This is a genomic window from Longimicrobium sp., assembly GCA_036389795.1.
Classification (GTDB): domain Bacteria; phylum Gemmatimonadota; class Gemmatimonadetes; order Longimicrobiales; family Longimicrobiaceae; genus Longimicrobium.
Map to the genome: position 1 here is coordinate 1 of DASVWD010000019.1, position 22527 is coordinate 22527.

The 22527-nt window shown below is 69.5% G+C and carries 20 protein-coding genes; 12 read left to right on the plus strand and 8 right to left on the minus strand.

Features of this window, described 5'->3' with window-relative positions:
* Positions 1-50 precede the first annotated feature (50 nt).
* Positions 51-239: a UPF0175 family protein gene (locus tag VF746_02055; GenBank protein HEX8691197.1), complete on the minus strand. Its 189-nt coding sequence runs from the start codon at positions 237-239 to the stop codon at positions 51-53.
* Between the two features lie 925 nt (positions 240-1164).
* Here VF746_02055 and VF746_02060 point away from each other — a divergent pair.
* The 8 genes from VF746_02060 (at position 1165) to VF746_02095 (ending at position 10124) form a co-directional block, all read left to right on the plus strand.
* A complete protein-coding gene (locus VF746_02060; protein ID HEX8691198.1) occupies positions 1165-3603 on the plus strand; it encodes an AAA family ATPase in 2439 nt (812 codons plus the stop codon).
* A 165-nt stretch (positions 3604-3768) separates the two neighbouring features.
* A complete protein-coding gene (locus VF746_02065) occupies positions 3769-4332 on the plus strand; it encodes a hypothetical protein (protein ID HEX8691199.1) in 564 nt (187 codons plus the stop codon).
* Positions 4325-5128: a mycofactocin-coupled SDR family oxidoreductase gene (locus VF746_02070; protein ID HEX8691200.1), complete on the plus strand. Its 804-nt coding sequence runs from the start codon at positions 4325-4327 to the stop codon at positions 5126-5128. The genes VF746_02065 and VF746_02070 overlap by 8 nt, the downstream gene beginning before the upstream one ends.
* A gap of 198 nt (positions 5129-5326) precedes the next feature.
* Positions 5327-5968 (plus strand): DUF1353 domain-containing protein, encoded by a 642-nt coding sequence (locus tag VF746_02075; protein ID HEX8691201.1) that lies wholly within the window; start codon positions 5327-5329, stop codon positions 5966-5968.
* 103 nt (positions 5969-6071) lie between these two features.
* Positions 6072-6827, plus strand: a complete 756-nt coding sequence (locus tag VF746_02080) for a metallophosphoesterase family protein (protein HEX8691202.1) — start codon at positions 6072-6074, stop codon at positions 6825-6827.
* Between the two features lie 239 nt (positions 6828-7066).
* Positions 7067-7276: a protease inhibitor I42 family protein gene (locus VF746_02085; GenBank protein HEX8691203.1), complete on the plus strand. Its 210-nt coding sequence runs from the start codon at positions 7067-7069 to the stop codon at positions 7274-7276.
* A 254-nt stretch (positions 7277-7530) separates the two neighbouring features.
* Complete coding sequence (locus tag VF746_02090; protein ID HEX8691204.1) at positions 7531-8292, plus strand: hypothetical protein; 762 nt, start codon at positions 7531-7533, stop codon at positions 8290-8292.
* Positions 8293-8429: 137 nt separating this feature from the next.
* Positions 8430-10124 (plus strand): methylmalonyl-CoA mutase family protein, encoded by a 1695-nt coding sequence (locus tag VF746_02095; protein HEX8691205.1) that lies wholly within the window; start codon positions 8430-8432, stop codon positions 10122-10124.
* Between the two features lie 73 nt (positions 10125-10197).
* Here VF746_02095 and VF746_02100 read toward each other — a convergent pair whose 3' ends face one another.
* The 5 genes from VF746_02100 to VF746_02120 all read right to left on the minus strand — a co-directional run bounded on the left by VF746_02100 (position 10198) and on the right by VF746_02120 (position 14638).
* Positions 10198-10857 carry a hypothetical protein gene (locus VF746_02100; GenBank protein HEX8691206.1) on the minus strand — a complete coding sequence of 220 codons (660 nt, stop codon included), beginning with the start codon at positions 10855-10857 and terminating at the stop codon, positions 10198-10200.
* Between the two features lie 269 nt (positions 10858-11126).
* On the minus strand, positions 11127-11495 hold the full coding sequence (locus VF746_02105) for a cupin domain-containing protein (protein HEX8691207.1): 369 nt from the start codon (positions 11493-11495) through the stop codon (positions 11127-11129).
* A gap of 67 nt (positions 11496-11562) precedes the next feature.
* Positions 11563-12171, minus strand: coding sequence for a YdeI/OmpD-associated family protein (locus tag VF746_02110; GenBank protein ID HEX8691208.1), 609 nt, complete (start codon positions 12169-12171; stop codon positions 11563-11565).
* Positions 12172-12463: 292 nt separating this feature from the next.
* Positions 12464-13777, minus strand: a complete 1314-nt coding sequence (locus VF746_02115; GenBank protein ID HEX8691209.1) for a lysophospholipid acyltransferase family protein — start codon at positions 13775-13777, stop codon at positions 12464-12466.
* A gap of 111 nt (positions 13778-13888) precedes the next feature.
* Positions 13889-14638 carry a hypothetical protein gene (locus VF746_02120; GenBank protein HEX8691210.1) on the minus strand — a complete coding sequence of 250 codons (750 nt, stop codon included), beginning with the start codon at positions 14636-14638 and terminating at the stop codon, positions 13889-13891.
* Positions 14639-15095: 457 nt separating this feature from the next.
* On the opposite strand from VF746_02120, the gene VF746_02125 reads away from it, so the two are divergent.
* Positions 15096-16145, plus strand: a complete 1050-nt coding sequence (locus tag VF746_02125) for an alpha/beta fold hydrolase (GenBank protein HEX8691211.1) — start codon at positions 15096-15098, stop codon at positions 16143-16145.
* Between the two features lie 163 nt (positions 16146-16308).
* Complete coding sequence (locus VF746_02130; GenBank protein ID HEX8691212.1) at positions 16309-17163, plus strand: HD domain-containing protein; 855 nt, start codon at positions 16309-16311, stop codon at positions 17161-17163.
* Positions 17164-17217: 54 nt separating this feature from the next.
* Here VF746_02130 and VF746_02135 read toward each other — a convergent pair whose 3' ends face one another.
* Complete coding sequence (locus VF746_02135; GenBank protein ID HEX8691213.1) at positions 17218-18366, minus strand: CHAP domain-containing protein; 1149 nt, start codon at positions 18364-18366, stop codon at positions 17218-17220.
* 151 nt (positions 18367-18517) lie between these two features.
* On the opposite strand from VF746_02135, the gene VF746_02140 reads away from it, so the two are divergent.
* Both VF746_02140 and VF746_02145 read left to right on the plus strand, forming a co-directional pair.
* On the plus strand, positions 18518-18967 hold the full coding sequence (locus tag VF746_02140; GenBank protein ID HEX8691214.1) for a putative molybdenum carrier protein: 450 nt from the start codon (positions 18518-18520) through the stop codon (positions 18965-18967).
* A gap of 65 nt (positions 18968-19032) precedes the next feature.
* Positions 19033-19875: a sugar nucleotide-binding protein gene (locus VF746_02145; protein ID HEX8691215.1), complete on the plus strand. Its 843-nt coding sequence runs from the start codon at positions 19033-19035 to the stop codon at positions 19873-19875.
* A 69-nt stretch (positions 19876-19944) separates the two neighbouring features.
* On the opposite strand, the gene VF746_02150 is transcribed toward VF746_02145, so the two are convergent.
* The gene (locus VF746_02150; GenBank protein HEX8691216.1) at positions 19945-22338 is read right to left on the minus strand and encodes a glutamine--tRNA ligase/YqeY domain fusion protein; all 2394 of its coding nucleotides are present in this window, start codon (positions 22336-22338) and stop codon (positions 19945-19947) included.
* Positions 22339-22527 lie beyond the last annotated feature (189 nt).

Sequence of the window (22527 nt, forward strand, 5' to 3'; positions counted from 1 at the left end):
CTACGCGCGGATGGACTCGTACGATGAGCCAGAGGAATCGCTGATTACGATCACAGCCGGCCGAGCTCACGGAGCGTCGCAAGATCCTGCTCGAAATCCGAAACGTCGTAGTTCAGCGGGATGCCGCGGCCGGCGAGGAGATGTTGAAACTGCACTCGCCCCATCTCCGCGAGCCGCGCCGCCTGTGCAAGGGTCAGCTCTTCACGCTGGTAAAGCAGAACCGCGGCTTCGAGACTCATGTAACCTCTCTGGTTCCCAACGCAAGAGCCGTGGCAGCTCGTCGCGCGCAGCGCCGGAGTCCCTCCCCTGAAGTTCGGGGGAGGGACAGGCGCGCCAGGCGCCAGGGCGGGGGCTGCCCGCCGCCGCGCCGAAGCCGGTCGAAGCGGCAGACCCCGTCCCCACCCGTCGCGCGCAGCCCCGTGCGCGAGGTCGCTGAGCCACTGACGGTGTTCCAGGGACCGCAGGCCGAATTCGACACGGGTGAGCCTTGACCCGAGACATAGTTGCGGCTCCTTGGGGCACGAGGCGTCGTCAGGCGAGTGCTGGTGGATGCGATACGTGTCCGCCGGCGCTCTTCCGCGAGGGAGAAAGTGGACTTGCACGGCTCGAGTGCGCCGACGAGTTGTCGCGGCGGGACGATGGGAGCGACAGATATAGCCGCTGGCGTGATGGGGGCGCCTTGGAGCCGAAAAAATTTCCTTTACTCCCACTCCACCAGTTGCGTACCTTGTCCAGCTGCGAGCTGCCGGTTCACCGGTGCGTTGAAATCCACGGAGCGGTTCGGTCGGCGTGGTTCTGCACGTACCGGAAAATTCATGTGTCAACACACCGTTCATTCCATCGAGGTGCTCAATGGACTCCGCTCCCGCCAGAAATGAGACGAAGAAGAACTCGGCGTTCGTTCCCGGGGTCCTCGTGCTGGGGGACGTGCAGGTGGACGTGGTGGTCGCACCCCTCCCCCTGAAGTACCGTCCCCGCCCCGCTGGGGGCGAAAAGGCCGAGACGGCCGGGCCCGCATCCGGCGGTGCGGATGTGCGGCCGAGAAGTGGCCCGGAGGGGGAAGGTGCAGCCCTCGCCGCCCCGGCCGCGCCCGCGGGGACCGGCGACGCTGCCGACGCCGGGGGGGCCGGCGCCGCGTACGGGGGCGAAGCTGCGCAGGCGGGCGTGGCTGGCGCGGCCTCCGACACCGCGGCCGGCCACGGGGGGGCGCGCCGGCACAACTGGCAGAAGGCGCCGCAATACTGGGTGTTCCGCCGTCCCGGTGGAGCCTGGCTGCTGTGCAAGGTGGTGAGGGCCGCGGTCGGCCCGGGGATCCAGGTCAAGACGGCGGGCGAGGCCGAAGGGGAAGACTATCCGAAGCAGCTGACTGCGTCTTGCCCGGTGTCGCTCGCCACGCTGCGCGCATTCCCCCTGAAGGTGTCGAAAGAGCCGAAGGAGGACGACCCGCTGGCGTATCGGATCGCGGGCGATTCGCTCAGCGGCTGGCTTCGCCACATGCTCCCCGGGCCGCCGGTGGGCGACAGGACCGACGAGTTCGACCGGGCGATGCGCGAGCACCTGAAGAAGCTCTCCTCCGACCCGTCGCGCCCAGTGGCCGACCTGCTGGTACTGCACGACCACAACAACGGCTTCCGCGACATTCCCACGGAGGAGTCGGTCGCTCCGTTCGTGGACCCCGAGCTCTTCCCCGGGTCCGCAGGAGGCCGCCGCGGGGTGATCCTGCTCCACAGCGACGCTCCGCTCGCGGAGGGACCGCTCTGGAAGTTCCTCTTCGACGATCACCCGGCCTACCGCGACCGACTGGTGGTGGTGGTGAACGCCGAGGACCTGCGGACCTGGGGCGTCACGCTGGTGGACGACATCTCGCTCGAGCGGACGGTGGCTGACTTCATGTACAACCTGGAGCGCGCGGGGCCGCGCGGGCCGCTGGCGAAGCTCGCGCAGTGCCGCTGCGTGGTGGTGCGGTCGCAGCTGGGCCTGATCGTCCTCTTCCGCCACCCGGCGGTGGGCACGAGCCGGGTGAACATCTCCTTCCTTCCGTTCGCGATCACCGGACCCGGCTCCGACCCCGGCCGCTACGGCAAGATGGTGGGCTACTCGGTGGTCCTGGTTGCGGCGCTCGCGAAGGGGATCTGCTGGGCGTTGTCGCGCTCCGTCGACGACTCAGCGGAGTTCGAGCGCAGGCTGGACGCGGGGATCAGGTTCGGGGCGCACCTAGGACTGGCGCTCAGCGAGGAGCACCTGCGGAAGGGGTTCATCCAGATCAGGCCCGGCGATCCGCTCCCGGAGGAAAAGGAGCTCGACCCGTACGGCGCTCTCTTCAAAGAGATAGGCCCCACGCTCTCGGCCACGGCGGAGAGCGGCGTTCCGCCCACCCCGGCGGCGAAGGGGAAGGATGCGGGCCGCAAGGAATGGGACAAGGACTTCCGCATCGCCTCGGTCGACTTTGATCCGCAAACGCTGGGGGGGATGGAAGCGTGGAGCCGCGTGCAGGTGCTCCCCGGGCTGGCCGGCTGGGGCACCGTCGAGGCAGCGGCCATCGACGTGGTGAGGTACGGGCTCAAAGAGGTGGTTGCCATGGCGGCGGGCCTCGCCTCGTCGCGGCGGGAGAGCGCGGGGAACGGCACCGAGCCCGCCCCCTCACCCCGTCCCGGGCTGGACCAGCCGGACTGGGCTCTCCCGGACCGGCTCCCGTTTCCGTTCGCCACCATCGGCAAGCTGACGCTGGTGGACCGCGACGAGATCGACAGTTTCTCGCACGTCGAGAGACTGGTCCTGAAATATCTCAGGGACAACAACTGGAAGCGTCCGCTCTCCATCGCGGTCTTCGGCCCGCCAGGATCGGGAAAGTCCTTCACGGTCAAGCAGATCATGAAGAACGCCCTGGGCAGCGAGGAACTGGAGCCGCTCGAGTTCAACCTCTCGCAGTTCCAGGTCCTGGACGACCTCTCCGACGCGTTTCACCAGGTGCAGGACCGAGCTCTCGCCATGAAGGGAGCGCCGCTGGTCTTCTTCGACGAGTTCGACACCACCTTCGGAGGGGAGCCGCTGGGCTGGCTCAAGTACTTCCTGGCGCCGATGCAGGACGGCACCTTCCGCGGCAGGCATCACATCTTCCGGGTCCCCCGGGCCATCTTCGTCTTCGCGGGCGGGATCTGCCACACCTTCCACCACTTCTACGGGATCCAGCGGGAGAGGAAGGAGTTCCGTGATGCCAAGGGCCCTGATTTCGTGAGTCGGCTGCGCGGACATCTGGACATCCCGGGAATCAACGGCGAGCACGGGGTGAGCGAGCTGCTGACCGTCCGCCGCGCTATCCTGTTGCGCGTGTTCCTGGAGGATATCTGCCCCGCGATCATCGACCCGCACACGAAGAGGGCAAACATCGATACCGGCGTGGTGCGCGCGTTCCTGCTCACCCGCAAGTACGAGCACGGGGTCCGCTCCATGGAGGCGATCGTGCAGATGGCCACCGTCTCACTCTCGCGGCGGAAGTTCCAGCGCTCCTCGGTTCCCGCGGCCCCCCAGCTCGCCATGCACGTGGATGCGGAGGAGTTCCTGCAGTACCTGGACGACCCGAATCCGGAGAGCACCTGGGACTGACCCTCGCGGGCACCGGAATGGGGTGAACCGCGACGGCTGTGCGACTCCGTGTCCGCCGGCGACTTCTTCCGCGCCCGCCGCAGTTGCCGGCGGGCGCGAACCTCGTCTATCATTGCGCCGGATCGACCCGCTCGCCCGGTACACCGCCGCCCGTAGAGGACACCGATGGCCCGCATCTCCCCGCTCGACTACGCCGACATGCCGCCCGAGGCGCGCGCGGCGCACGACGAGCACCTGAAGACGGCGCGCATCACCAACATGAAGCGCACGCTCCTGCGCTCGGTGCCCGCATTCCAGGCGCTGATGACGTGGTATCCGCTGCGCGACACCGTGCAGCCCTTCCTGGGCGAGCGGCTCACCACGCTCTTCGCGCACGCCGTCTCGTCCGAGACCGACTGCCTGATCTGCTCCACCTTCTTCCGCCGCATCCTCATCGACTCGGGCGAGGATCCCGACCGGCTGGAGCTGGACGAGCGCGAGGCGGCGGTGGTCGAGATCGGCCGGCGCCTGGCGGTCACGCCGCACCGGGTGCCGGACGAGCTGTACGAGCGCGTGGCCGCGTACTTCTCCGACGAGCAGATGGTGGCGCTCGCGGCGTTCGGCGCGCTGATGGTGGCGACGAACGTCTTCAACAACTCGCTGGGGGTGCCGCTGGACGACTACCTGCAGCCGTACCGGCGGCAGCCGGCGCTCGCCGGGGCGGGGGAGGGGAGCGCCGCGCATGGGTGAGTTTACCGGAAAGGTCGCCTTCGTCACCGGCGCGGCGCACGGGCAGGGGCGGGCGGCGGCGCTCGCGCTGGCCAGGGCGGGCGCCTCGGTCGCGGCGTTCGACGTGGCGCGGCCGCTGGCGTACCCGGGCTACGGGATGGGGACCGGCGCGGACCTGGAGTCGCTGGTGGCGGAGTGCGAGGCCGCCGGGAGCGCGTGCCTGGCCTTCGCGGGCGACGTGCGCGACGACGTGGCGGTCACGCGCGCGGTGGACGGCACGGTGGAGCGCTTCGGCCGCATCGACGTCCTCTTCAACAACGCCGGCATCTGCGCCTACGGCCTGGCGCACGAGCTGACGGAGGAGGAGTGGGACGCGATGCTCGACATCAACCTCAAGGGCCCCTGGCTGGTGGCGCGCCGCGTGATCCCGGTGATGATCCGCCAGAAGTCGGGCGTGATCATCAACAACTCGTCGGTGGCGGGCTTGCGCGGGATGAACCGGCTCAGCCACTACGCGGCGTCGAAGTGGGGGCTGGTGGGGCTCACCAAGTCGTGGGCGATCGAGCTGGCGCCGCACGGCATCCGCGTGGTGTCGCTGCACCCCACCGGCGTCAACACGCCGATGAACGACGGCCTGGCCGCGCTGGAGGGGAAGACGCCCGAGGAGATCGCCGAGGCCAGTGCCGGCAACCTCCTCCCCGTCCCCTGGATCGAGCCCGAGGACGTGGCCGAGGCGGTCCTCTACCTCGCGTCGGACCGGGCGCGCTTCGTCACCGGGGCTGGGCTGGTGCTGGATGCGGGGTTGCTGACGAGGTAAAACGACATCTGTGCATTCAGACGATTCTGCGGCGCTTCGCGGCGAGCAGTCCGCGAAGTGAAGCTCAGAAGAGCGCGTGTTCCGGTCTTACCTGGTTCCAGAATTGCGTCCGATCATCGGCTTGCCGTCCCGCATGAGTCGATTTCCGTCGTCCAAAGCGTGATCCCTCCGTTCAGAACTCAGGTATGGGAGGTACACATGCGTTCGCTCGTCCTCTGCGGTCTTCTGGCCTTGCTGGTCGCATGCTCCACTTCTGGCCGACCTTACGAGCCCACCGGCGGATCGGCTCCTCGGCCGGTGGCGCTGGCCGTTTCTCCCCACGAACCGGATGAGCCGATGAAGCTTCCGAGCTACATCAGGTTCACCGATCTCCAGTACGCACTCACCAAGCCCTTCAAGTTCCGCTTTCGCGGCACTCCCCACGTCGTAACTGTGCCTTCCGGCTTTGTGACGGATTTCGCGAGCATTCCAGCGCCCTTCAAACCGATATTTTCTCGTGACCCGCACGACCTTCCCGCCGTTATTCACGATTACCTCTACTGGAGGCAATCGTGCAAACGAGACCAGGCCGATACGCTGTTCCGCATCGGGTTGCGGGACATGGGGATATCGGGTCTAAAGGCAGACGCCATGTATCGGGCGGTCAGAATTGCGGGTGGGAGTGCGTGGAAAGCCAACGAAAATGACCGAGCCGCCGGGCTCCCGCGCGTAATTCCGGATGCTTACCTGAACGTTCCCGTGACGACGTGGAAGAAGTATCGGGCGGAACTGCGACGGCTTCAGGTTGCGCTGGATCCTCCAGATGCGGAACCGCCGCAATACTGCAGCCTATCCATGTGACTTGACGACTGTCCCGGCGCCGGGCCGATGCCGACGCCGGGCTTCTCGCCCGCTGAGGTGGGCGCGGGGGACTGCCCCGGCTTATTCCGCGGGAGAATTCCAGGTGCGCATCGCCGCGATCTACGACATCCACGGCAACCTCCCCGCGCTGGAGGCGGTGCTCGGCGAGGTCCGCGCGGCCGGAGCCGGCCTGGTGGTGGTGGGCGGCGACGTGGCGGCCGGCCCCCTGCCGCGCGAGACCATCGAGCGGCTGGCGGAACTCCCGGCGCCCGCGCGGTTCGTGCGCGGCAACGCGGACCGCATGCTGGTGGAGTGCTATGACGGCATGCCGCTGAGCCCGCGCCTGCCGCCGCACGTCCGCGAGGTGATGGAGTGGGCCGCGGGCCGGCTCGACCGTGCGCACCGCGACTTCCTGGCCGGCTTCGAGGAGACGGTCGATGCCGAGGCCGACGGGGTGGGCGGCGTGCTGTTCTGCCACGGATCGCCGCGCAGCGACGAGGAGATCATCACCGAGGCCACGCCCGACGAGCGGGTGCGCGCGATGGTGGCGGGGGTGAGCCGGCGCGTGGTGGTCTGCGGCCACACGCACATGCAGTTCGACCGCGTGGTGGACGGCGTGCGCGTGGTGAACGCGGGAAGCGTGGGGATGCCGTTCGGCGAGCCGGGTGCGTACTGGGCGCTGCTCGGCCCCGGCGTGGAGCTGCGGCGGACGGACTACGACCTGCGCCATGCGGCCGACCTGATCCGGGCGAGCGCCTACCCGCAGGCCGCCGACTTCGCGGACAACAACGTGCTGCACCCGCCGTCAGCCGCAGAGGCGCTCGCGCTTTTCGAAGGCGCGGCTTCCAACAATGCTTGATGTGGGCCGCCGACGCATTAGCCTGCGGACGATTCGGATAGGTTTCCGCCCGCCGACCTTCTTCCCCCTCCCGCCATGCGCCGCATCGTCCTCCCCGCGCTCCTGCTGGTGCTCGGCGTCGCCGCATTCGCCTGCACGCGGCGGCCGACCTACGACGACCCCGCCCGGCCGATCGACGTCCGCCCCGGCGCGGAGTTCGACCTGGCGCTCCGGTCCAACCAGAGCACGGGCTATCGCTGGTGCTGGTCGATTCCGCGGCGCTGGGCCCGCTGCGTCCGGTCGGCTCCAGCTACCGCATGCGGGGCACAGCCGACGGCGCGGGCGGTACCGAGCGCTGGACCTTCCGCACGGACGGCCCGGGCAACGGCGTGATCTCGCTGGTCTACGTCGGCCCGGGGGAGAAGGAGGCGCCGAAGGACACCACCCGTTTCCGGGTAAGGGTCCGCTGAGTTGGTGCGTGATACGCAACTGAAGCGTGGACCACAACTAATTTGCTAAAGTGCAACCATCCGAACGTTGGTCGTCGCCTCCAGTCGAGAACGATATTCCCGTGCGACGTGGTCTCCGGGACAAACTCTTGTACTTTTGGAGGACAACGTTCGACGATCTATTCGAGATTCTAAATAGTGCTGAAGGAATTGAAAGTCTTCTTGGGATAGGTACTGCTAGCGCGATATCCTCGCGACTGGCGCGGGGAGAAGTCATGCTCCATCAGGAATTGCCCTTTAACATCCAATTAGCAGTATCAGAGGTGCTAGACGACTACTGGGCCTCATATCTGTGTTTGCTTAACGGCTTCACAAAGCAATCACAGCAGTTGCTTCGCAATACCCTTGAATTGGTCATTCAGATGTTCTATTTGGCTGAACTGTACCAAACCTCCGGCCTCTCACGCGACGGTTGGACAGACGCAACGAGGGGAATAGAACGCATCCCTGACAAGCTCAAGTCAGTCAAAAACTCGTTAGAAGCTATCCAGAAGGGCACGACCTCGCGTTTGAGTCATCTTTATGATAGCCTCTGCATGTCGACTCATTCGCACAAGAGGCGAATGGCAGCCCTCCGGATGCCGCGGATGATGAGGGCTGGTGATATGCCATCCTTCGAGCCAGCTGAAATTCTATATTCAAGAGCACTTTTCTTTTCAGTGCTGGAGTTGGAACTTCGCTTGATGCGATCGATCATTACTACTTGGAGCGAGGATTACTGGCACGCGCAGGTAAAAGGAGTGTTCGACAAGATGCTCCATCTCATCTCCAAATACGAGCGCGTAATCGTCCTTTTCCACAAAGGATACTTGATTCACCGTGAATACGCTAAACTATCGGATGGAAACCAGATACTGTACTCAATCAAGCTGAATGGTGAAGGGGAATTTCCTAGCCGGAAGCGGTTAATCACGAATGCGCAAGCTAAAGAATTGCGTCGGTACATCGAAATCCGGTTGTTGCAGGATAGGACATAACTGATTCACCAGCTGCCCCGACGAGTGCACTGTTTCGAGCGCCGATGGATGCCTTGTGCCTCCGTCGGCGTTATCTTTGCCCCGCTCCGGACGGGGCGTACTTCCGTACTCTCGTACTTCCGTACTTTCGTACTGCGATGAGCGATACACTGGCGGTGACCAACCTGGGCGAAGACTCCGGCTCGACCGGGGCCGCGGCGAACGGCAAACAGGCGTGGGAGCAGCGCGCGGTGGCGCCCGTGCTGGCGAAGCACCCGGAGCGGCGCGAGCGCTTCGTCTCCACCAGCGGCGTCGAAGTCGAGCGGCTCTACACGCCGGAGGACGTGGCCGGCGTCGACTACGGGCGCGAACTCGGCTATCCCGGCGAGTTCCCGTTCACGCGCGGCATCCAGCCCACCATGTACCGCGGGCGCTTCTGGACCATGCGCCAGTACGCGGGCTTCGGCACGGCCGAGGAGACCAACGCGCGCTTCAAGCTGCTGCTGGGCGCCGGGCAGACGGGCCTCTCCACCGCGTTCGACCTCCCCACGCAGATGGGGTACGACTCCGACCACCCGATGGCGCACGGCGAGGTGGGGCGCGTGGGCGTGGCCATCGACTCGCTGGCCGACATGCGCACCCTGCTGGACGGCATCCCGCTGGACCAGGTCTCCACCTCGATGACCATCAACGCCACGGCGTCGATCCTGCTGGCCTTCTACATCGCCGTGGCCGACGAGCGCGGCATCCCGCGCAACAGGATCAGCGGCACCATCCAGAACGACATCCTCAAGGAGTACATCGCGCGCGGAACGTACATCTACCCCGTGGAGCCGAGCCTGCGCCTGATCACCGACATCTTCGCGTTCTGCAACGCGGAGGTGCCGAAGTGGAATACCATCTCCATCTCCGGCTACCACATCCGCGAGGCGGGCGCCACGGCCGCGCAGGAGATCGCCTTCACCTTCGCCGACGGGCTCGAGTACGTCCGCCGCGCGCTGGACGCCGGGCTCGACGTCGACCGCTTCGCGCCCCGGCTCTCCTTCTTCTTCGCCAGCCACAACGACCTGTTCGAAGAGGTCGCCAAGTTCCGCGCCGCCCGCCGCCTGTGGGCGCGGCTGATGCGCGAGCGCTTCGGCGCGGGCGACGACGGCGCGAAGCTGCGCTTCCACACGCAGACGGGCGGGGTGACGCTCCAGGCGCAGCAGCCGCTCAACAACGTGGTGCGCGTGACCGTGCAGGCGCTGGCCGCGGTGCTGGGCGGCACGCAGAGCCTGCACACCAACGGCTACGACGAGGCGCTGTCGCTCCCCACCGCGCAGGCGGCCACGCTGGCGCTGCGCACGCAGCAGGTGCTGGCGTACGAGAGCGGCGCCGCCGACACGGTGGACCCGCTGGCGGGGAGCTACTACGTCGAGGCGCTGACCACCGCGGTGGAGGAGAAGGCGCGCGAGTACCTGGAGAAGATCGAGGAGCTGGGCGGGGCGGCCGAGGCGATCGTCTACATGCAGGAGGAGATCCACCGCGCCGCGTACGAGCACCAGCTCGCCGTGGAGCAGGGGGAGAAGGTCGTCGTCGGCGTCAACCGCTTCCAGAGCGACGAAGAGGAGCCGGTGGACCTGGGCCAGCCCGACTTCTCCGCGCTGGAGCGGGGCCAGAAGGCCAAGCTCGCCGAGATCAAACGTGCCCGCGACGACGCCGAGGTGCGCGCGCGCCTGGAGGCGATCCGCGCCGCCGCCCGCGGGAGCGACAACCTGATGCCGCGCATCATCGACGCCGTGAAGGCGAGCTGCACCCTCGGCGAGATCAGCGACGCCCTGCGCGAGGAGTGGGGCGTGTATCGGCCGGCGTAGCCCGCTGCTACGGCGACGGTAGGATCAAGCGAGGGTGCTCCGGCCGCCGGAGCACCCTCGCCTGCTCCTGGCGTCAGCGCGCGGCGGCGATGCGCAGGCTGGTGAGCCAGACCTGGATGTTCTGGTCCAGCAGCGTGGGGTCTTCCACGCCGGCGAAGTGCACCCGCAGCCGGTCGCTCGGGCGCGGGGCCAGGTCGGGGACGTCGAGCACGGGCCGCCCGTTCACCCACACCCGCGTGCGGCTCCCTTCGACCATGATCGCGCAGTGGTTGACCCGCTCCTCCGTGGTGCCGCCCAGCCCCTCGATCTCGTCCAGCTCCGCCACCCGGTCCTCTTCGCCGCCGCTGGAGACGGTGACGGTGTGCGGGCCGCAGTAGACCGATCCGTTCTCCACGTCCCCGCCCCCGAGCGAGGTGATCCCCACCTGGTTGACGCCGGGGATGAAGAAGTCGAACTCGATGGTGTAGCGCTCCGGCAGCCGCTCGGGGAGGACGATCTCGAAGCTCGACGGGGTGCGCGCGTGCAGGAACGCGCGCCCGTCGCGCGCCTGCAGGCCGATGCGGGGCGAGACGCTGCGCAGGCGCCGGAAGACGGTGTCTCGCGGCGCGGCGAAGTCTTCCTGGAAGATCACCCGCGCCCCGGGGACGAACGCCTCCTGCGCGCGGGCCGGGGCGGGGAGGAGGAGGAGGAAGGCGGGGACGGCGAGGCAGAAGACGCGGACACTGCGGATCATCGGGGAACTCCGGGATGCTGGGACGGGAGGGGAGGGAAACGTGTGAAGCTGCCGATGCGTGGCACCACGCTCGCCCCGCGGCGGCCCGGTGTCAAGCGGGAGCCCGGCGCCGCGGGACCGGCGGAGCCGCGCCTCCGAGCGAAACGAACCGGGAGGGCCTCCCCGCGGGAGGCCCTCCCGGCCGTGCGCACGAGCGGTGTGGTGCCCTGGCCCGCCGGCCCCGCCGCCGCGCGTCGCCTGCACGCCGGCGGACGCGCCCCGGTGAGACACTACCTGGCGTAGTGGGCGGCGCCGAGGAAGTGGAGCGAGACGTACGGCTCGTCACCCACCACCCAGCTGTCGTGCGGGATCGGCGGGATGTAGAACAGCTCGCCCGCGCGCAGCTCGGCGGCGCGGCCGTCGTCGAACGCCGCGGCGGCCGTGCCGGAGAGCACCATCCCCACGTGCTCCACGGTGCAGCGCGCCTGCCCCACCTGCGGCCCCACGTGCTCGGACCACTTCCATCCCGGCTCGTAGGTGGCCCGGCCGATGGTGAGGCCTCCGAGGCTCACCAGCTCGAACTTCCCCTTCTCCATCAGGCGCACCTCGTCGGGTGCGTCGAAGCGCTTGAGCACGACGTCGAGCGGCGGTGTGGTCATTTACGCTCCCGTTCCGCGGTGGGCATTATCTCGAAATGCAGGGCTCGAGCGGTACGCGAAAGACGGATCAGGTCTTCAGGTACTTCCAGTTGCGCACCTTCCCCTCGGCCATCCACTCGACGGCCTGCGCCAGCCGCTTCTGCCGCGTGGCCTCGCTCTTGGCCTCGGTGATCCAGTCCACGTACTCCCGCCGGTTGCTGGGGCTGAAGCGCTCGAAGGTGGCGCGCGCCTGCTCGTTTTCCTCCAGCGCCGCCGCCAGGTCGCCGGGGACCTCCGCCTCGGGCCTGGGCTCCTTCGGCTTGCTGCGCGTCGGCGACTTCACCCCCTCGTCGTTGAGCCGCTTCGCCTCGCGCACGTAGCCGACGAGCGTCTCCCGCGGCGGCAGGTCGTCGACCGACGTGATGCGGCCGAACTGGCCCATGGCGTCCTCGCCGCTCCCGCCGTCGCCGCCCACGATCAGCGAGCCCTTCCAGAAGCCGAAGGCGCAGTGCTGCTTGAACGAGGCCATGCTGCACAGGATCCCCTTGTAGTCGAAGTGGGGGAAGCTCCACTTCATGGTCTCCTGGGCCTCGGGGCAGCCCTCGTGCACCACCTCGCGCAGGTAGTCCAGGATCGGCTTCGCGAAGTCGGCGGAGTTGTCGATGTAGGCGTCGATGCGCGGGTCTCTCGTGCCCATCTCGTCCTCCGTGCTGGGAGCGGTGGGGGTCGGAACGCCGAGCGGAAGATCGGCTCCCAATCTGCGCGGCGCGCCCCCGTCCGCACAACTCTGGACGTAGGGAGGGGAACTGCATGACTCCGGACCGCTTCGACCGGCTCCGGCGCGGCGGCCGGAGCCCCCGCCCTAGCGCCTGGCGCGCCTGTCCCTCCCCCGAACTTCAGGGGAGGGACTTCGGCGCTGCGCGCGACGAGCGGCAGGAGGGCCAGCACGTGAAGGGAAGATGGTGCTCGACTCGGCTCTCGACGCACGCTCAGACGCGCACTTCCTCCCACAGCGCGTGCAGGCGCTCGGCGAGCGAACGCTGGCGCTGGCGCAGCTCGGCGAGCGTGTCGCGGCGGCGGGTGCGCAGGAGGAAGCGCCGGGCCTCGGCCACCGCGCGGGCCCAGCCCTCGAGCACGTGCACCGTCACCAGCCCCACCAGCGGCAGCGCCACCAGCGCCGCCAGGGCGGGGAGCACGCCGAAGCGCCGGCCGACCAGCACCACCACCGCCACGGTCCACAGCACGTGCACCAGGGCGCCCACCAGCAGCTTGAAGGTGCCGCGCACGTCGCGCGGCGGGCGGGCGCGCGCCTCGGCCATCCCGGTGAGCCGGTAGGGGAGGAAGTAGACCAGGATCCCCAGCGCGGCCACCGGCGCCTCCAGGAGGAAGAACACCAGCTCGCGCAGCGTCCACACCACCGCGCCCGGCGTGCGCGGGGCCGCCTTCAGCTCGTCGGGGCGCAGCCCCAGCACGCGCAGCACGCGCGCGTGCGCCGCCACCTCGCGCGCCACCCGGTTCCACTCCGCGCGGTTCTCGGCGCGCAGCCGCGCCAGCCCCTCGGCGGCCTCGCCCAGCCGCTCCACGCGGTCGGCGGGGTCGCGGCTCACCGGCCGCTCGGCCGCGTACACCGCCTCGGCCGTCTCCACCAGCGGCGCGTCCTCCCAGCGCTCCAGGTTCAGCGTCACCTCGCGTAAGCCCTGGTCGATGCGGCGCGTCAGCTCGCGCACCGCCTCCCAGTTCTCGGGCACCGCGGCGGCCAGGTCGCCCCACTCCACGGGGTCGCCCACCACGGCCATCGCCTCGGAGCGGAAGTGCTCCTTGTCGCGGAAGGAGAGGCCGACGGGGACGAGGGGGAAGGCGCCGCCGGTGAGCCGCGCCGCGCCCAGCGCGATGCGGGCGGCGCCGGTCTTGAGCGGCACCAGGGCGGGCTCGTTGTGGCTCATCCCCTCGGGGAAGATCCCCACCGCGGCGCCCTCGGCCAGCGCGGCCCACACGGCGCGGAAGGTGTCCTCGTTCTGCCCCATCGCCCCCGGGTCGTCCTGCTTGCGGTAGACGGGGATGGCGCCCGCCGCCTTCACCAGCACCCCGATGCCGGGCTGCTTGAAGAGCGGCGCCTTGGCCAGGAAGCGCACCGGCCGCCGGGCCACGGCCACCACCGCCGCCGGGTCGAGCAGCGAGTTGGGGTGGTTGGCCACCAGCAGCACGGGCCCGGTCCGCGGCACCGGCTCGCCGGCCAGGGTGAGCCGGTAGAAGAGCCGCAGCGCGAACCGGGCGAGGGGGGAGAAGAGGGGGAGCAGCCACACGGGAAGGGCGGGGGATCGAAGATAGTCCTGAGTGCTGAGTGCTAAGTGCTGAGTTGCCGGATTGTATCACCTGTGCAGTTCAGCACTTCGCACTTCGCACTTCGCACTTACTCAGCCGTTGACGGTCACGATCAGCACCGGCCGCCCGCCCTCGGTGGCGTTGCGCAGGCGCAGGAAGGTGGTGCCCAGGCGCCGCTCGTACGCCGGAGCGCGGCCCGCGAAGGCAAGATAGCCCCCCGACGGCCGCGCCGGGAGCGCCGGCACGGGCTCCCCGTGGATGGTGATCGCGGGCGACGGCTCGCGCCGGAAGTGGATCTCGTCCAGCAGCGTGCGCACGGCCGGCTGGTCCGCCTCGGGGACGGCGGCGCGCAGGAAGCGCTCGACCAGGCTCCGCGCGAACAGCGTCTCGGTGGAGTGGTCGATGAAGTCGCGCGCCACCACCAGCTCCATCTCGCGCACCGTGCCCCGGTAGCCGACCGTCACCGTGAGCCGCGGCGCGCGCCGGCGGTAGTAGTCGCCCCGCGGGCGGTAGAGCACGATGCGGTCGGCGGCCCGCACGCGGTCCGGGCCGGCGGGGTGCAGGTCGTAGTGGACGCGGAGGCCCCACAGCCCCTCGCTGTCCGCCTCCTCGGCGCCGACCTGGGCCGCCGCCGGGGAGGCGGCGGCCAGCAGGCAGGCGGCCACCAGCGGGAGCAGGCGGGCGCCGCGGCGCGCCCACCTGCGCGAGACGCCGCCGACGTAGGCGCCGCGGAACGGGAACGGGTGATTGCCGCCGCCCCACGTGTTCCCGGCCCAGACCGGCTGCGAAGGCAACGCCAGCACCCAGGCGGCTACGACGAGCAGCAGGCGGTTGGCGCGCATTTCGAAAGCTCCGTTTCGTCCTCAGGTAGACCCGGGGCGTCGGGAGCGTCGTCTGGTCTTGACCTCTTCCGGTGAAACTACGTACGCCCGCGGGCGAGAACAAGTTACGGATTTTCCGCCCGGTAGTTTCGGGGAGCTGACGGCCGAAACGACTCACCCGTTGCTCCGTCGCGCCTCGACATGCCCTGGCGCGGCCGCAGGTGGCCCTCACCCGCCGCCTTGGAGCGGCAACCCTCTCCCAACTTCAGGACCCAACTTCAGGAGAGGGTGGACTCGACGGTACGGTGCGAGGAACGATCGAGGTTGCGCGGTTGAAGCCTCGCGGGGTTTGCGAGGCCTTTCCGTGGTTCCAGCGAGTGTCTTCAGGCACTCGCGCCCCGGCCGTGAGTTGAGCGCGCGTGCCGTCCGGTGCTACACTTCGGTGTATCTGATCATCGGAAGGAAACCGGAGAAGTCAGTGGACGCAGCGGCGCGGCGCGTGGAGGACGGGCGGAACGACGAAAGGGCGGGGGAGGCGTTCCGGCCGGGCCCCTTCCGCCCGGCGTGGTGGCTGCCGGGGCCGCACGCGCAGACGATCGCGGGGAAGTACCTGCGCCCGCGCACCGGCGTGCGCTACCGCCGCGAGCGGGTCGACACGCCGGACGGCGACTTCCTGGACCTGGACTGGGCCTCCGTCGCGGGCCGCTCCGACCTGCCGGACGACGCGCCGCTCGCGGTGGTCGTCCACGGGCTGGAGGGGAGCTCCGGCTCGGCGTACGTGCTGGAGGCGTGCCGGATGCTGCACGACCGCGGCATCCGCTCGGTGGCGATGAACTTCCGCTCGTGCAGCGGCGAGCCCAACCGCACCGCGCGCATGTACCACGCCGGCGAGACGGGCGACCTGTCGCTGGTGCTGGACCTGGCGTCCAGGCGCTGGCCGGCCGCGGCGCTGGGAGCGGTCGGCTTCTCGCTGGGCGCCAACGTGCTGCTCAAGTACCTGGGCGAGCGCGGCGAGCGGGCGAAGCTCCGCGCCGCGGCGGCGGTCTCCATCCCCTTCGACCTGAACGCGGGCGCGCTCAAGCTCGACGCCTCGCTCATGGGGCGGATCTACGTGGGGATCTTCGTCCGCTCGCTCAAGCGCAAGTTCCTGGCGAAGCGCGAGCTGGTCGGCGAGCGCTGCGACGAGCGGGCGGTGCTCGCGGCGCGCAGCTTCCGCGAGTTCGACGACGCGGCCACGGCGCGGCTGCACGGCTTCCGCGACGTGGACGACTACTACTCCACGCAGAGCTCGCGGCACTTCATCGCCGGGATCCGCCGCCCCACGCTGCTGGTGCACGCCGTCGACGACCCGTTCGTGGACGAGCACGCCATCCCCCGCGACGCCGTGCGCGCCAACCCGCACCTGACCCCCGCCTTCACCCCGCACGGCGGCCACGTCGGCTTCATCGCCGGCCCGCCGTGGGCGCCCGGGTTCTGGGCCGAGCGCGAGGCCGCGCGCTTCCTGGCCTCGCGCCTGGGGACGGGGTGATGCGGCACGCGCTTCGCGATCTTCCGGGGTACGAAGTACGGGGTACGAGGTACGGAACTGCGTGGAGCACAGAAGTGCGAGGCTGGTCCGGGGAGCCGTTCCGTCCCGTACCTTCGTACTCCGCACTAACGCACTAACGCACTAAGCACTCAGGACTGCATAGATGACCGAGACGATCACCGCCGCCGAGTTCAAGGCGACTGTCGGCAAGACGGTGGAGGAGCGCTTCGCGCACCGGCTCACGCTGAACGTGCCCAGCCGCCACAACCCCCGGGTGGCCAGGCTCATCGAGCGCATCAACGCCGACGACGAGCTGTACGCCACCTGGCTGGCGGCCAACGTCAACGCCGTGGAGCGGCTGGGGATGACCGACCACGGGCCGGTGCACGTGAAGATCGTGATGAACATCGCCAGCAAACTGCTGCGCCTGCTCACCGAGCACGGCGTGGAGCCGGCGGTGACCACCAACTACGGGATGGGGGTGGAGGAGGCCGAGGTGGTGGTGCTGCTCGCCTCGCTCCTGCACGACGTGGGGATGTCCATCCACCGCAAGGACCACGAGGGGTTCTCGTTGTTCGTGGCGCAGCCCAAGGTGCGCGAGCTGCTGGACGGGATCTACGACGTCCGCACGGCCACCATCCTGCGCGCCGAGATCCTGCACGCCATCATCGGCCACCGCTCGGGGGGCAAGCCGCTCACGCTGGAGGCCGGCATCGTGCGCGTGGCCGACGCGCTCGACATGGCCAAGGGGCGCTCGCGCATCTCCATGGAGGTGGAGGGCACCATGAGCATCCACTCCATCAGCGCCGCGGCCATCGAGGCGGTGCACCTGGAGAAGGGCGAGGAGAAGCCCGTGCGCATCCGGGTGGAGATGTCGAACTCGGCCGGCGTCTTCCAGCTCGACCAGCTCTTCCGCGAGAAGCTCTCCGGCAGCGGTTTGGAGCCCTACGTCGAGGTGGAGGCCCTGATCGACGGCGAGGCCGAGAAGCGCCTGGTCACCAGCGCGTACCGGATCTAGCGGCTTCGAAAGAGGGGCGGGCGCCGCTCGGTGCCCGCCCCTCCTGCACGTGGGTCAGCGGAAGTGGATGAAGTTGTTTACCGTCGAGGCGAGAATCTTCCGGCTCGTGTAGGCTTCGGCAGCGTAGTTGTACTCTTCGATGGTGATGTAGCCGCCACCGTGAACGGCCGCAACGTATGCGACGTGGCTGAAATAGTTGTTCGACGGTGCCGCATTCCAGTGAGCGATTGCTCCAGGCTTTGCGACGGTGTTGACGGTCAGGCCCGCTGCGCGCGCGGTGTCGGCCCACATGTAAGCGTGACCGAAATGCCGGTTGCGGTACATGTTGTGGAATTCGGTTCCGTCCTGGTTCAATCGGAACGCGGCGAAGGACGTGCACTGCCGATAGTAGTAGCGCCATGCCAGATCGTATGCGCTCGACGGGTAGGCCGAGACGGACTTGTACGGGTAGTCGTCTCCGCGTACACACGAGTACGAGCCAGGCTGAAGAATCCCTTTGACGGCGTAGACGTTGTAGTCCGTGGAGTTGCTGGTCATCTCGCTCCACTCGCGGCAATGCGAGTCCATGGTGGTCGCCTCTGCCAGCCCCAGCGATCCGCCGTGGAATGTGACCCACTTCACAGTGCCCCCGGCTTCGAGGAGCGTACCGGCGCGCCGCAGCGGGAACGGCTGGGCAGCCGGGCCGGTCGGAAGAGCAGCGAGGTCGGCATCGGCGACCGTCACGATGCGGCCCCAGTCGCCGCCGAACATCGTGTTGTACGTCGCCTGGTCGGGAATGCCCGACTTGACGCAGCCTACGATGACCCAGACCGTTCCGCTCGTGCTCGTCTTCACCGGCTGGTCGCCAAACATCCAGACCCGCCCGTGTGGGCGCCGGGTCTCCACACCGGCCGAGGGAAGCGTGCGCTGCGTCCACGGCGGCAGCGCGTTTACCTCGCGCACCACTCGGTCGCGGCCGCCCGTACACGCGCGCAGCGTCTGCGGGTCCGGTATGCCGTAGAGCACGCGCCCGTACGACAGGAAGACGGTGGGTGTGCCCTGCTGGCGGATGAATTCGCCGTCCACCGGCTCGGTGGGCGGGGTATAGACGGCGGCGGGCTCAAGGCCCTCCGGAGCGATGGGCGAGCGGCCCTCGTCCGAGCATGCGCCCAGGATTCCGAGCGTGAGCACTGCCAGGGGAACGACTTTGCGGATGTGCTGCATGGAGAGAGACCTCGTGCAGTACGTAAGTGCAACGTGCTCAAAGAGTTACATCGTACGATGAGCGGGCCCGGAACGTAACGAAGATGCATGTCTTCGTCAAGTGACGGCGGAATACGTGCGACGATCGGTAGCGGAGGGGCAATTCCGGTAGATGAAGATCGTCTCAGGCGGGCAGACGGGGGTGGACCGGGCGGCGCTGGACGTAGCGCTGGAGTTGGGGATCGAGTGCGGCGGGTGGTGCCCGGCCGGGCGGTGGGCGGAGGACGGGCCGATCGCCGCGCGCTACCCGCTCGCCGAGACGCCGTCGGACGACCCCGCCCAGCGCACGGAGTGGAACGTGCGCGACTCCGACGGCACGCTCCTCCTCACCGCGGCCGCCGCCAGCCCGGGGACAGGGCTGACGAAGGAGGCCGCCCGCCGGCTGGGGCGGCCGGTCTACACCTGGGCCGCCACCTCGCCGGCCGACGTGGACGCGTTCCGGCGTTGGCTCCAGGTCTGCCGCATCCGCACGCTGAACGTCGCCGGACCCCGCGAGAGCGAGGCGCCGGGGATCTACGCCGCGGCCCGGGACCTCCTGCGCGAGCTGCTGGAATCAACGTGAGATGATCGTCTTCATCCCGTTCGACCGCAACACGTTGGCGATTTTCACCTGATCTGCGGAGTGCGATGCGGATTCTCGTTACCGGAGGTGGGGGACTGCTCGGCGGCGCGCTCCTTCGCGGCGCGCCGGAGGGCGTGGAGGTGCACGCGACCCGGCGCACCTCGCCGGTGGTGGGCGCGCGGGCGCACGCGGTCGAGCTGTCGAACGAGGCGGCGGTGGAGGCGCTGTTCGACTGGGTGCGCCCGGAGGTGGTGATCCACACGGCGTACGGCAAGGAGGACCCGGCGCGCGACATCGTCCAGGCCACGCGCAGCGTGGCGCAGGCGTGCCGGCGGCGCGGGGCGGCGCTGGTGCACGTCAGCACCGACGTGGTGTTCGACGGCGAGCGCGCGCCCTACGCCGAGTCCGACCCGCCCGCGCCGGTGACCGCGTACGGCCGCTGGAAGGCCGAGGCGGAGCGCCTGGTCCGCGGGATCGCGCCGGACGCCGCCATCGTGCGCACGTCGCTGATCGTCCGGACGGACGAGCGCGATCCCGCGGCCGAGCCGCTCCGAGCGGGGACGCTCCCGCCCGCCTTCGTGGACGAGCTGCGGTGCGCCGTCGCGGACCAGGACCTGGCGGCGCAGCTGTGGGAGCTCGCGCTCCTGCCGCGGCCGCGCACGTCCGGCGTCTGGCACCTGGCGGGGCCGGAGGCGCTCAGCCGCTACGCGCTGGCCGTGCTCCTGGCGCTGCGGCACGGGGCCGACCCGCGCGCGGTGCGGCCGGGGCTGAACCGCGCCTTCACGCCTCGGCGCCCGCGCGACCTGCGCCTGCTCACCACCCGCGCCGACCGCGAGCTGCGCACCCGCGCCCGGCCGATCAGCGAGGTTCTCGCCCCGTCCGGCGCACCGGCTGCGGGCGGCCCGTAGCGGAAACGAGGGAGGGCGCCCACCCGGGCGCCCTCGCGACTTCCATCCCGGATCGGCAGCGGCCGTGGCTCAGCCGCCCAGCCGCCGCTCCAGCAGCTCCTTCACCGTCTCGGGGTTGGCCCTGCCGCCGGTCTGCCGCATCACCTGGCCCATGAAGAAGCCCAGCAGCCCCGTCTTCCCGCCGCGGTACTCCTCGGCCTTGGCGGCGTTGGCGGCGACCACCGCGTCCACCACGGGGGCCAGGGCCTCGGGGTCGCTCACCTGGCGCAGCCCCAGCTTCTCCACCCACTCGCGCGGGTGGCCGCCGCCGTCCACCATCTTCGCCAGCACCTGGCGGGCGCCGGTGACGGAGAGCGTCCCGTCCTCCACCAGCGCCACCAGCTCGCCCAGCTCGCGCCCGCTGAAGGGGAGGTTCTCGATGGTGCGGCCGCCGATCTCGCGCGGCAGCTCGTGGATCACCCAGTTGGCCGCGCCCTTCGCGCTCGCCCCGCCCTCCAGCGCGCCCTCGAACGCCATCGCCGTCGCCAGGTCGCGCGTGAGCATCTCCGCGTCCTCCGGGGCGAGCCCCAGCTCCGACGCGTAGCGGCCGCGCCGCTCCTCGAGCTCCGGCGTGCGGTGCGGCTCCACGGCGGGGGCCTGCGAGCGCGGCTCGGGTGCCTCCGCCGGCGCGGCCTTCTTCTTTTTCCGCTCTCCCGCGGCGGCGGGAGCGTGGGACGGCGCGGGGCGCAGCGTCACCCCGAAGGTGTCGCGCAGGGCCACGGTGCGGTTGAAGACCAGCGCGTCGGGGGTGGACTCGACGATGTCCGAGCAGAAGTAGCCGAGCCGCTCGAACTGGTAGCGGCTCCCGGGCGGGTCGCTCCGGACGCCCGGCTCGACCACCGCGCCCCGGACGACCGTGAGCGAGGCGGGGTTCAGGTAGTCCTTGAAGTCGCCCTCCGCCATCTCGGGCTCGGGGATGGTGAAGAGGCGGTCGTAGAGCCGCACCTCGCACGGCACCGCGTGCTCGGCCGAGACCCACTGGATCGTCCCCCGCACCGTGCGCCCGTCGGGCGTGGTCCCCCCGCGCGTGGCCGGGTCGTACGTGCAGCGCAACTCGACGACTTCGCCCGATTCGTCTTTGATGACCTCCTCGCAGCGGATCACGTAGGCGTAGCGCAGCCGCACCTCGGCGCCGGGCGAGAGGCGGTGGAAGCCCTTCGGCGGGTCCTCCATGAAGTCGTCGCGGTCGATGTAGACCACGCGCGAGAACGGGAGCGGGCGCGAGCCCTCGTTGGGCACGTCGTGCGGCCAGTAGGGCGCGTCCAGCTCCTCGGTCCGACCCTCGGGGTAGTTGGCGAGCACCACGCGCAGCGGCTTCAGCACGCAGAGCACGCGCGGCGAGCGGGTGTTGAGGTCCTCGCGGATGGCGTGCTCCAGCTTGGCGAGGTCGATGCGCGTGTTCGCCTTGGTGACGCCCATGCGCTCCCAGAAGGCGCGGATCGCCTCGGGCGTGACGCCGCGCCGCCTGAGCCCGGCCAGGGTAGGCAGGCGCGGATCGTCCCAGCCGCTCACGAACCCGCCGTTCACCAGCTCCAGCACCTTGCGCTTGCTGGTGACCGTGTAGTCCAGCTCGCCCCGCGCGAACTCGTACTGGCGCGGGCGCGCGGGCGTCCGCCCCCGCGAGCGCTCGAAGTCCTGCCAGTGCTCCACCACCCAGTCGTAGAGCGGCCGGTTGTTCTCGAACTCCAGCGAGCAGAGCGAGTGGGTGATCCCCTCGATGGCGTCCTCGATCGGGTGCGCGTAGTCGTACAGCGGGTAGATGCACCACTTGTCGCCGGTGCGGTAGTGGTGCGCGTGGCGGATGCGGTAGAGGACGGGGTCGCGCAGCACCATGTTGCGCGCGGCCAGGTCGATCTTCGCGCGCAGCACGTGCTCGCCGTCGCCGAACTCGCCCGCGCGCATGCGGCGGAAGAGGTCCAGGCTCTCCTCCGGCGCGCGGTCGCGGAAGCGGGTGGGGCGCCCCGGCTCGGTCACCGTGCCGCGCGCCTCGCGGATCTCCTCTTCGCTCGACGAGTCCACGTACGCCAGGCCCCGCTGGACGAGGAACTCGGCGTACCGGTACATCTCCTCGAAGTAGTCGGCCGCGAAGTACAGGTGCTCGCCCCAGTCGAAGCCCAGCCACCGGATCACGTCGATGATGGACTCGACGTAGTGGATGTCCTCGGTCTCGGGGTTGGTGTCGTCGAAGCGCAGGTGGAAGCGCCCGCCGGTCTCCGCCGCGATCCCCCAGTTGAGCCCGATGGCCTTGGCGTGGCCGACGTGCAGGTAGCCGTTGGGCTCCGGCGGGAAGCGGGTGACGATGGTGTCGTGCTTCCCCGCGCGCAGGTCTTCGGCGACGATGGCGCGGATGAAGTCCAGGCCCTCGCGCGCGGCGAACGCCTCCGCCGCCGCGCGGCCCTCGGTCTCGGTGCTGGTGGTGTCCACGGTCGACAATGCTCTATGGTGCGCGGGGCGGAGTCCGCCCGTTCCCCGGAAATCGCGAAAGATCCGTAGAATAGCCGGTTTGCGGTGGATCTACAACGTGGCGGGCGTGGGCGGCTGATCGAGCGTATCACGTCAGGCGTAGACCCCCTGGCGTGGAGATTGTCGAACGTTGCGCACGCATTCAGCCTT

Coding starts and splice junctions, on each gene's coding strand:
- VF746_02055 (HEX8691197.1), bottom strand. CDS start 239: ATGAGTCTCGAAGCCGCGGTTCTGCTTTACCAGCGTGAAGAGCTGACC.
- VF746_02065 (HEX8691199.1), top strand. CDS start 3,769: ATGGCCCGCATCTCCCCGCTCGACTACGCCGACATGCCGCCCGAGGCG.
- VF746_02070 (HEX8691200.1), top strand. CDS start 4,325: ATGGGTGAGTTTACCGGAAAGGTCGCCTTCGTCACCGGCGCGGCGCAC.
- VF746_02075 (HEX8691201.1), top strand. CDS start 5,327: ATGCGTTCGCTCGTCCTCTGCGGTCTTCTGGCCTTGCTGGTCGCATGC.
- VF746_02090 (HEX8691204.1), top strand. CDS start 7,531: ATGCTCCATCAGGAATTGCCCTTTAACATCCAATTAGCAGTATCAGAG.
- VF746_02095 (HEX8691205.1), top strand. CDS start 8,430: ATGAGCGATACACTGGCGGTGACCAACCTGGGCGAAGACTCCGGCTCG.
- VF746_02100 (HEX8691206.1), bottom strand. CDS start 10,857: ATGATCCGCAGTGTCCGCGTCTTCTGCCTCGCCGTCCCCGCCTTCCTC.
- VF746_02105 (HEX8691207.1), bottom strand. CDS start 11,495: ATGACCACACCGCCGCTCGACGTCGTGCTCAAGCGCTTCGACGCACCC.
- VF746_02110 (HEX8691208.1), bottom strand. CDS start 12,171: ATGGGCACGAGAGACCCGCGCATCGACGCCTACATCGACAACTCCGCC.
- VF746_02120 (HEX8691210.1), bottom strand. CDS start 14,638: ATGCGCGCCAACCGCCTGCTGCTCGTCGTAGCCGCCTGGGTGCTGGCG.
- VF746_02130 (HEX8691212.1), top strand. CDS start 16,309: ATGACCGAGACGATCACCGCCGCCGAGTTCAAGGCGACTGTCGGCAAG.
- VF746_02135 (HEX8691213.1), bottom strand. CDS start 18,366: ATGCAGCACATCCGCAAAGTCGTTCCCCTGGCAGTGCTCACGCTCGGA.
- VF746_02140 (HEX8691214.1), top strand. CDS start 18,518: ATGAAGATCGTCTCAGGCGGGCAGACGGGGGTGGACCGGGCGGCGCTG.
- VF746_02145 (HEX8691215.1), top strand. CDS start 19,033: ATGCGGATTCTCGTTACCGGAGGTGGGGGACTGCTCGGCGGCGCGCTC.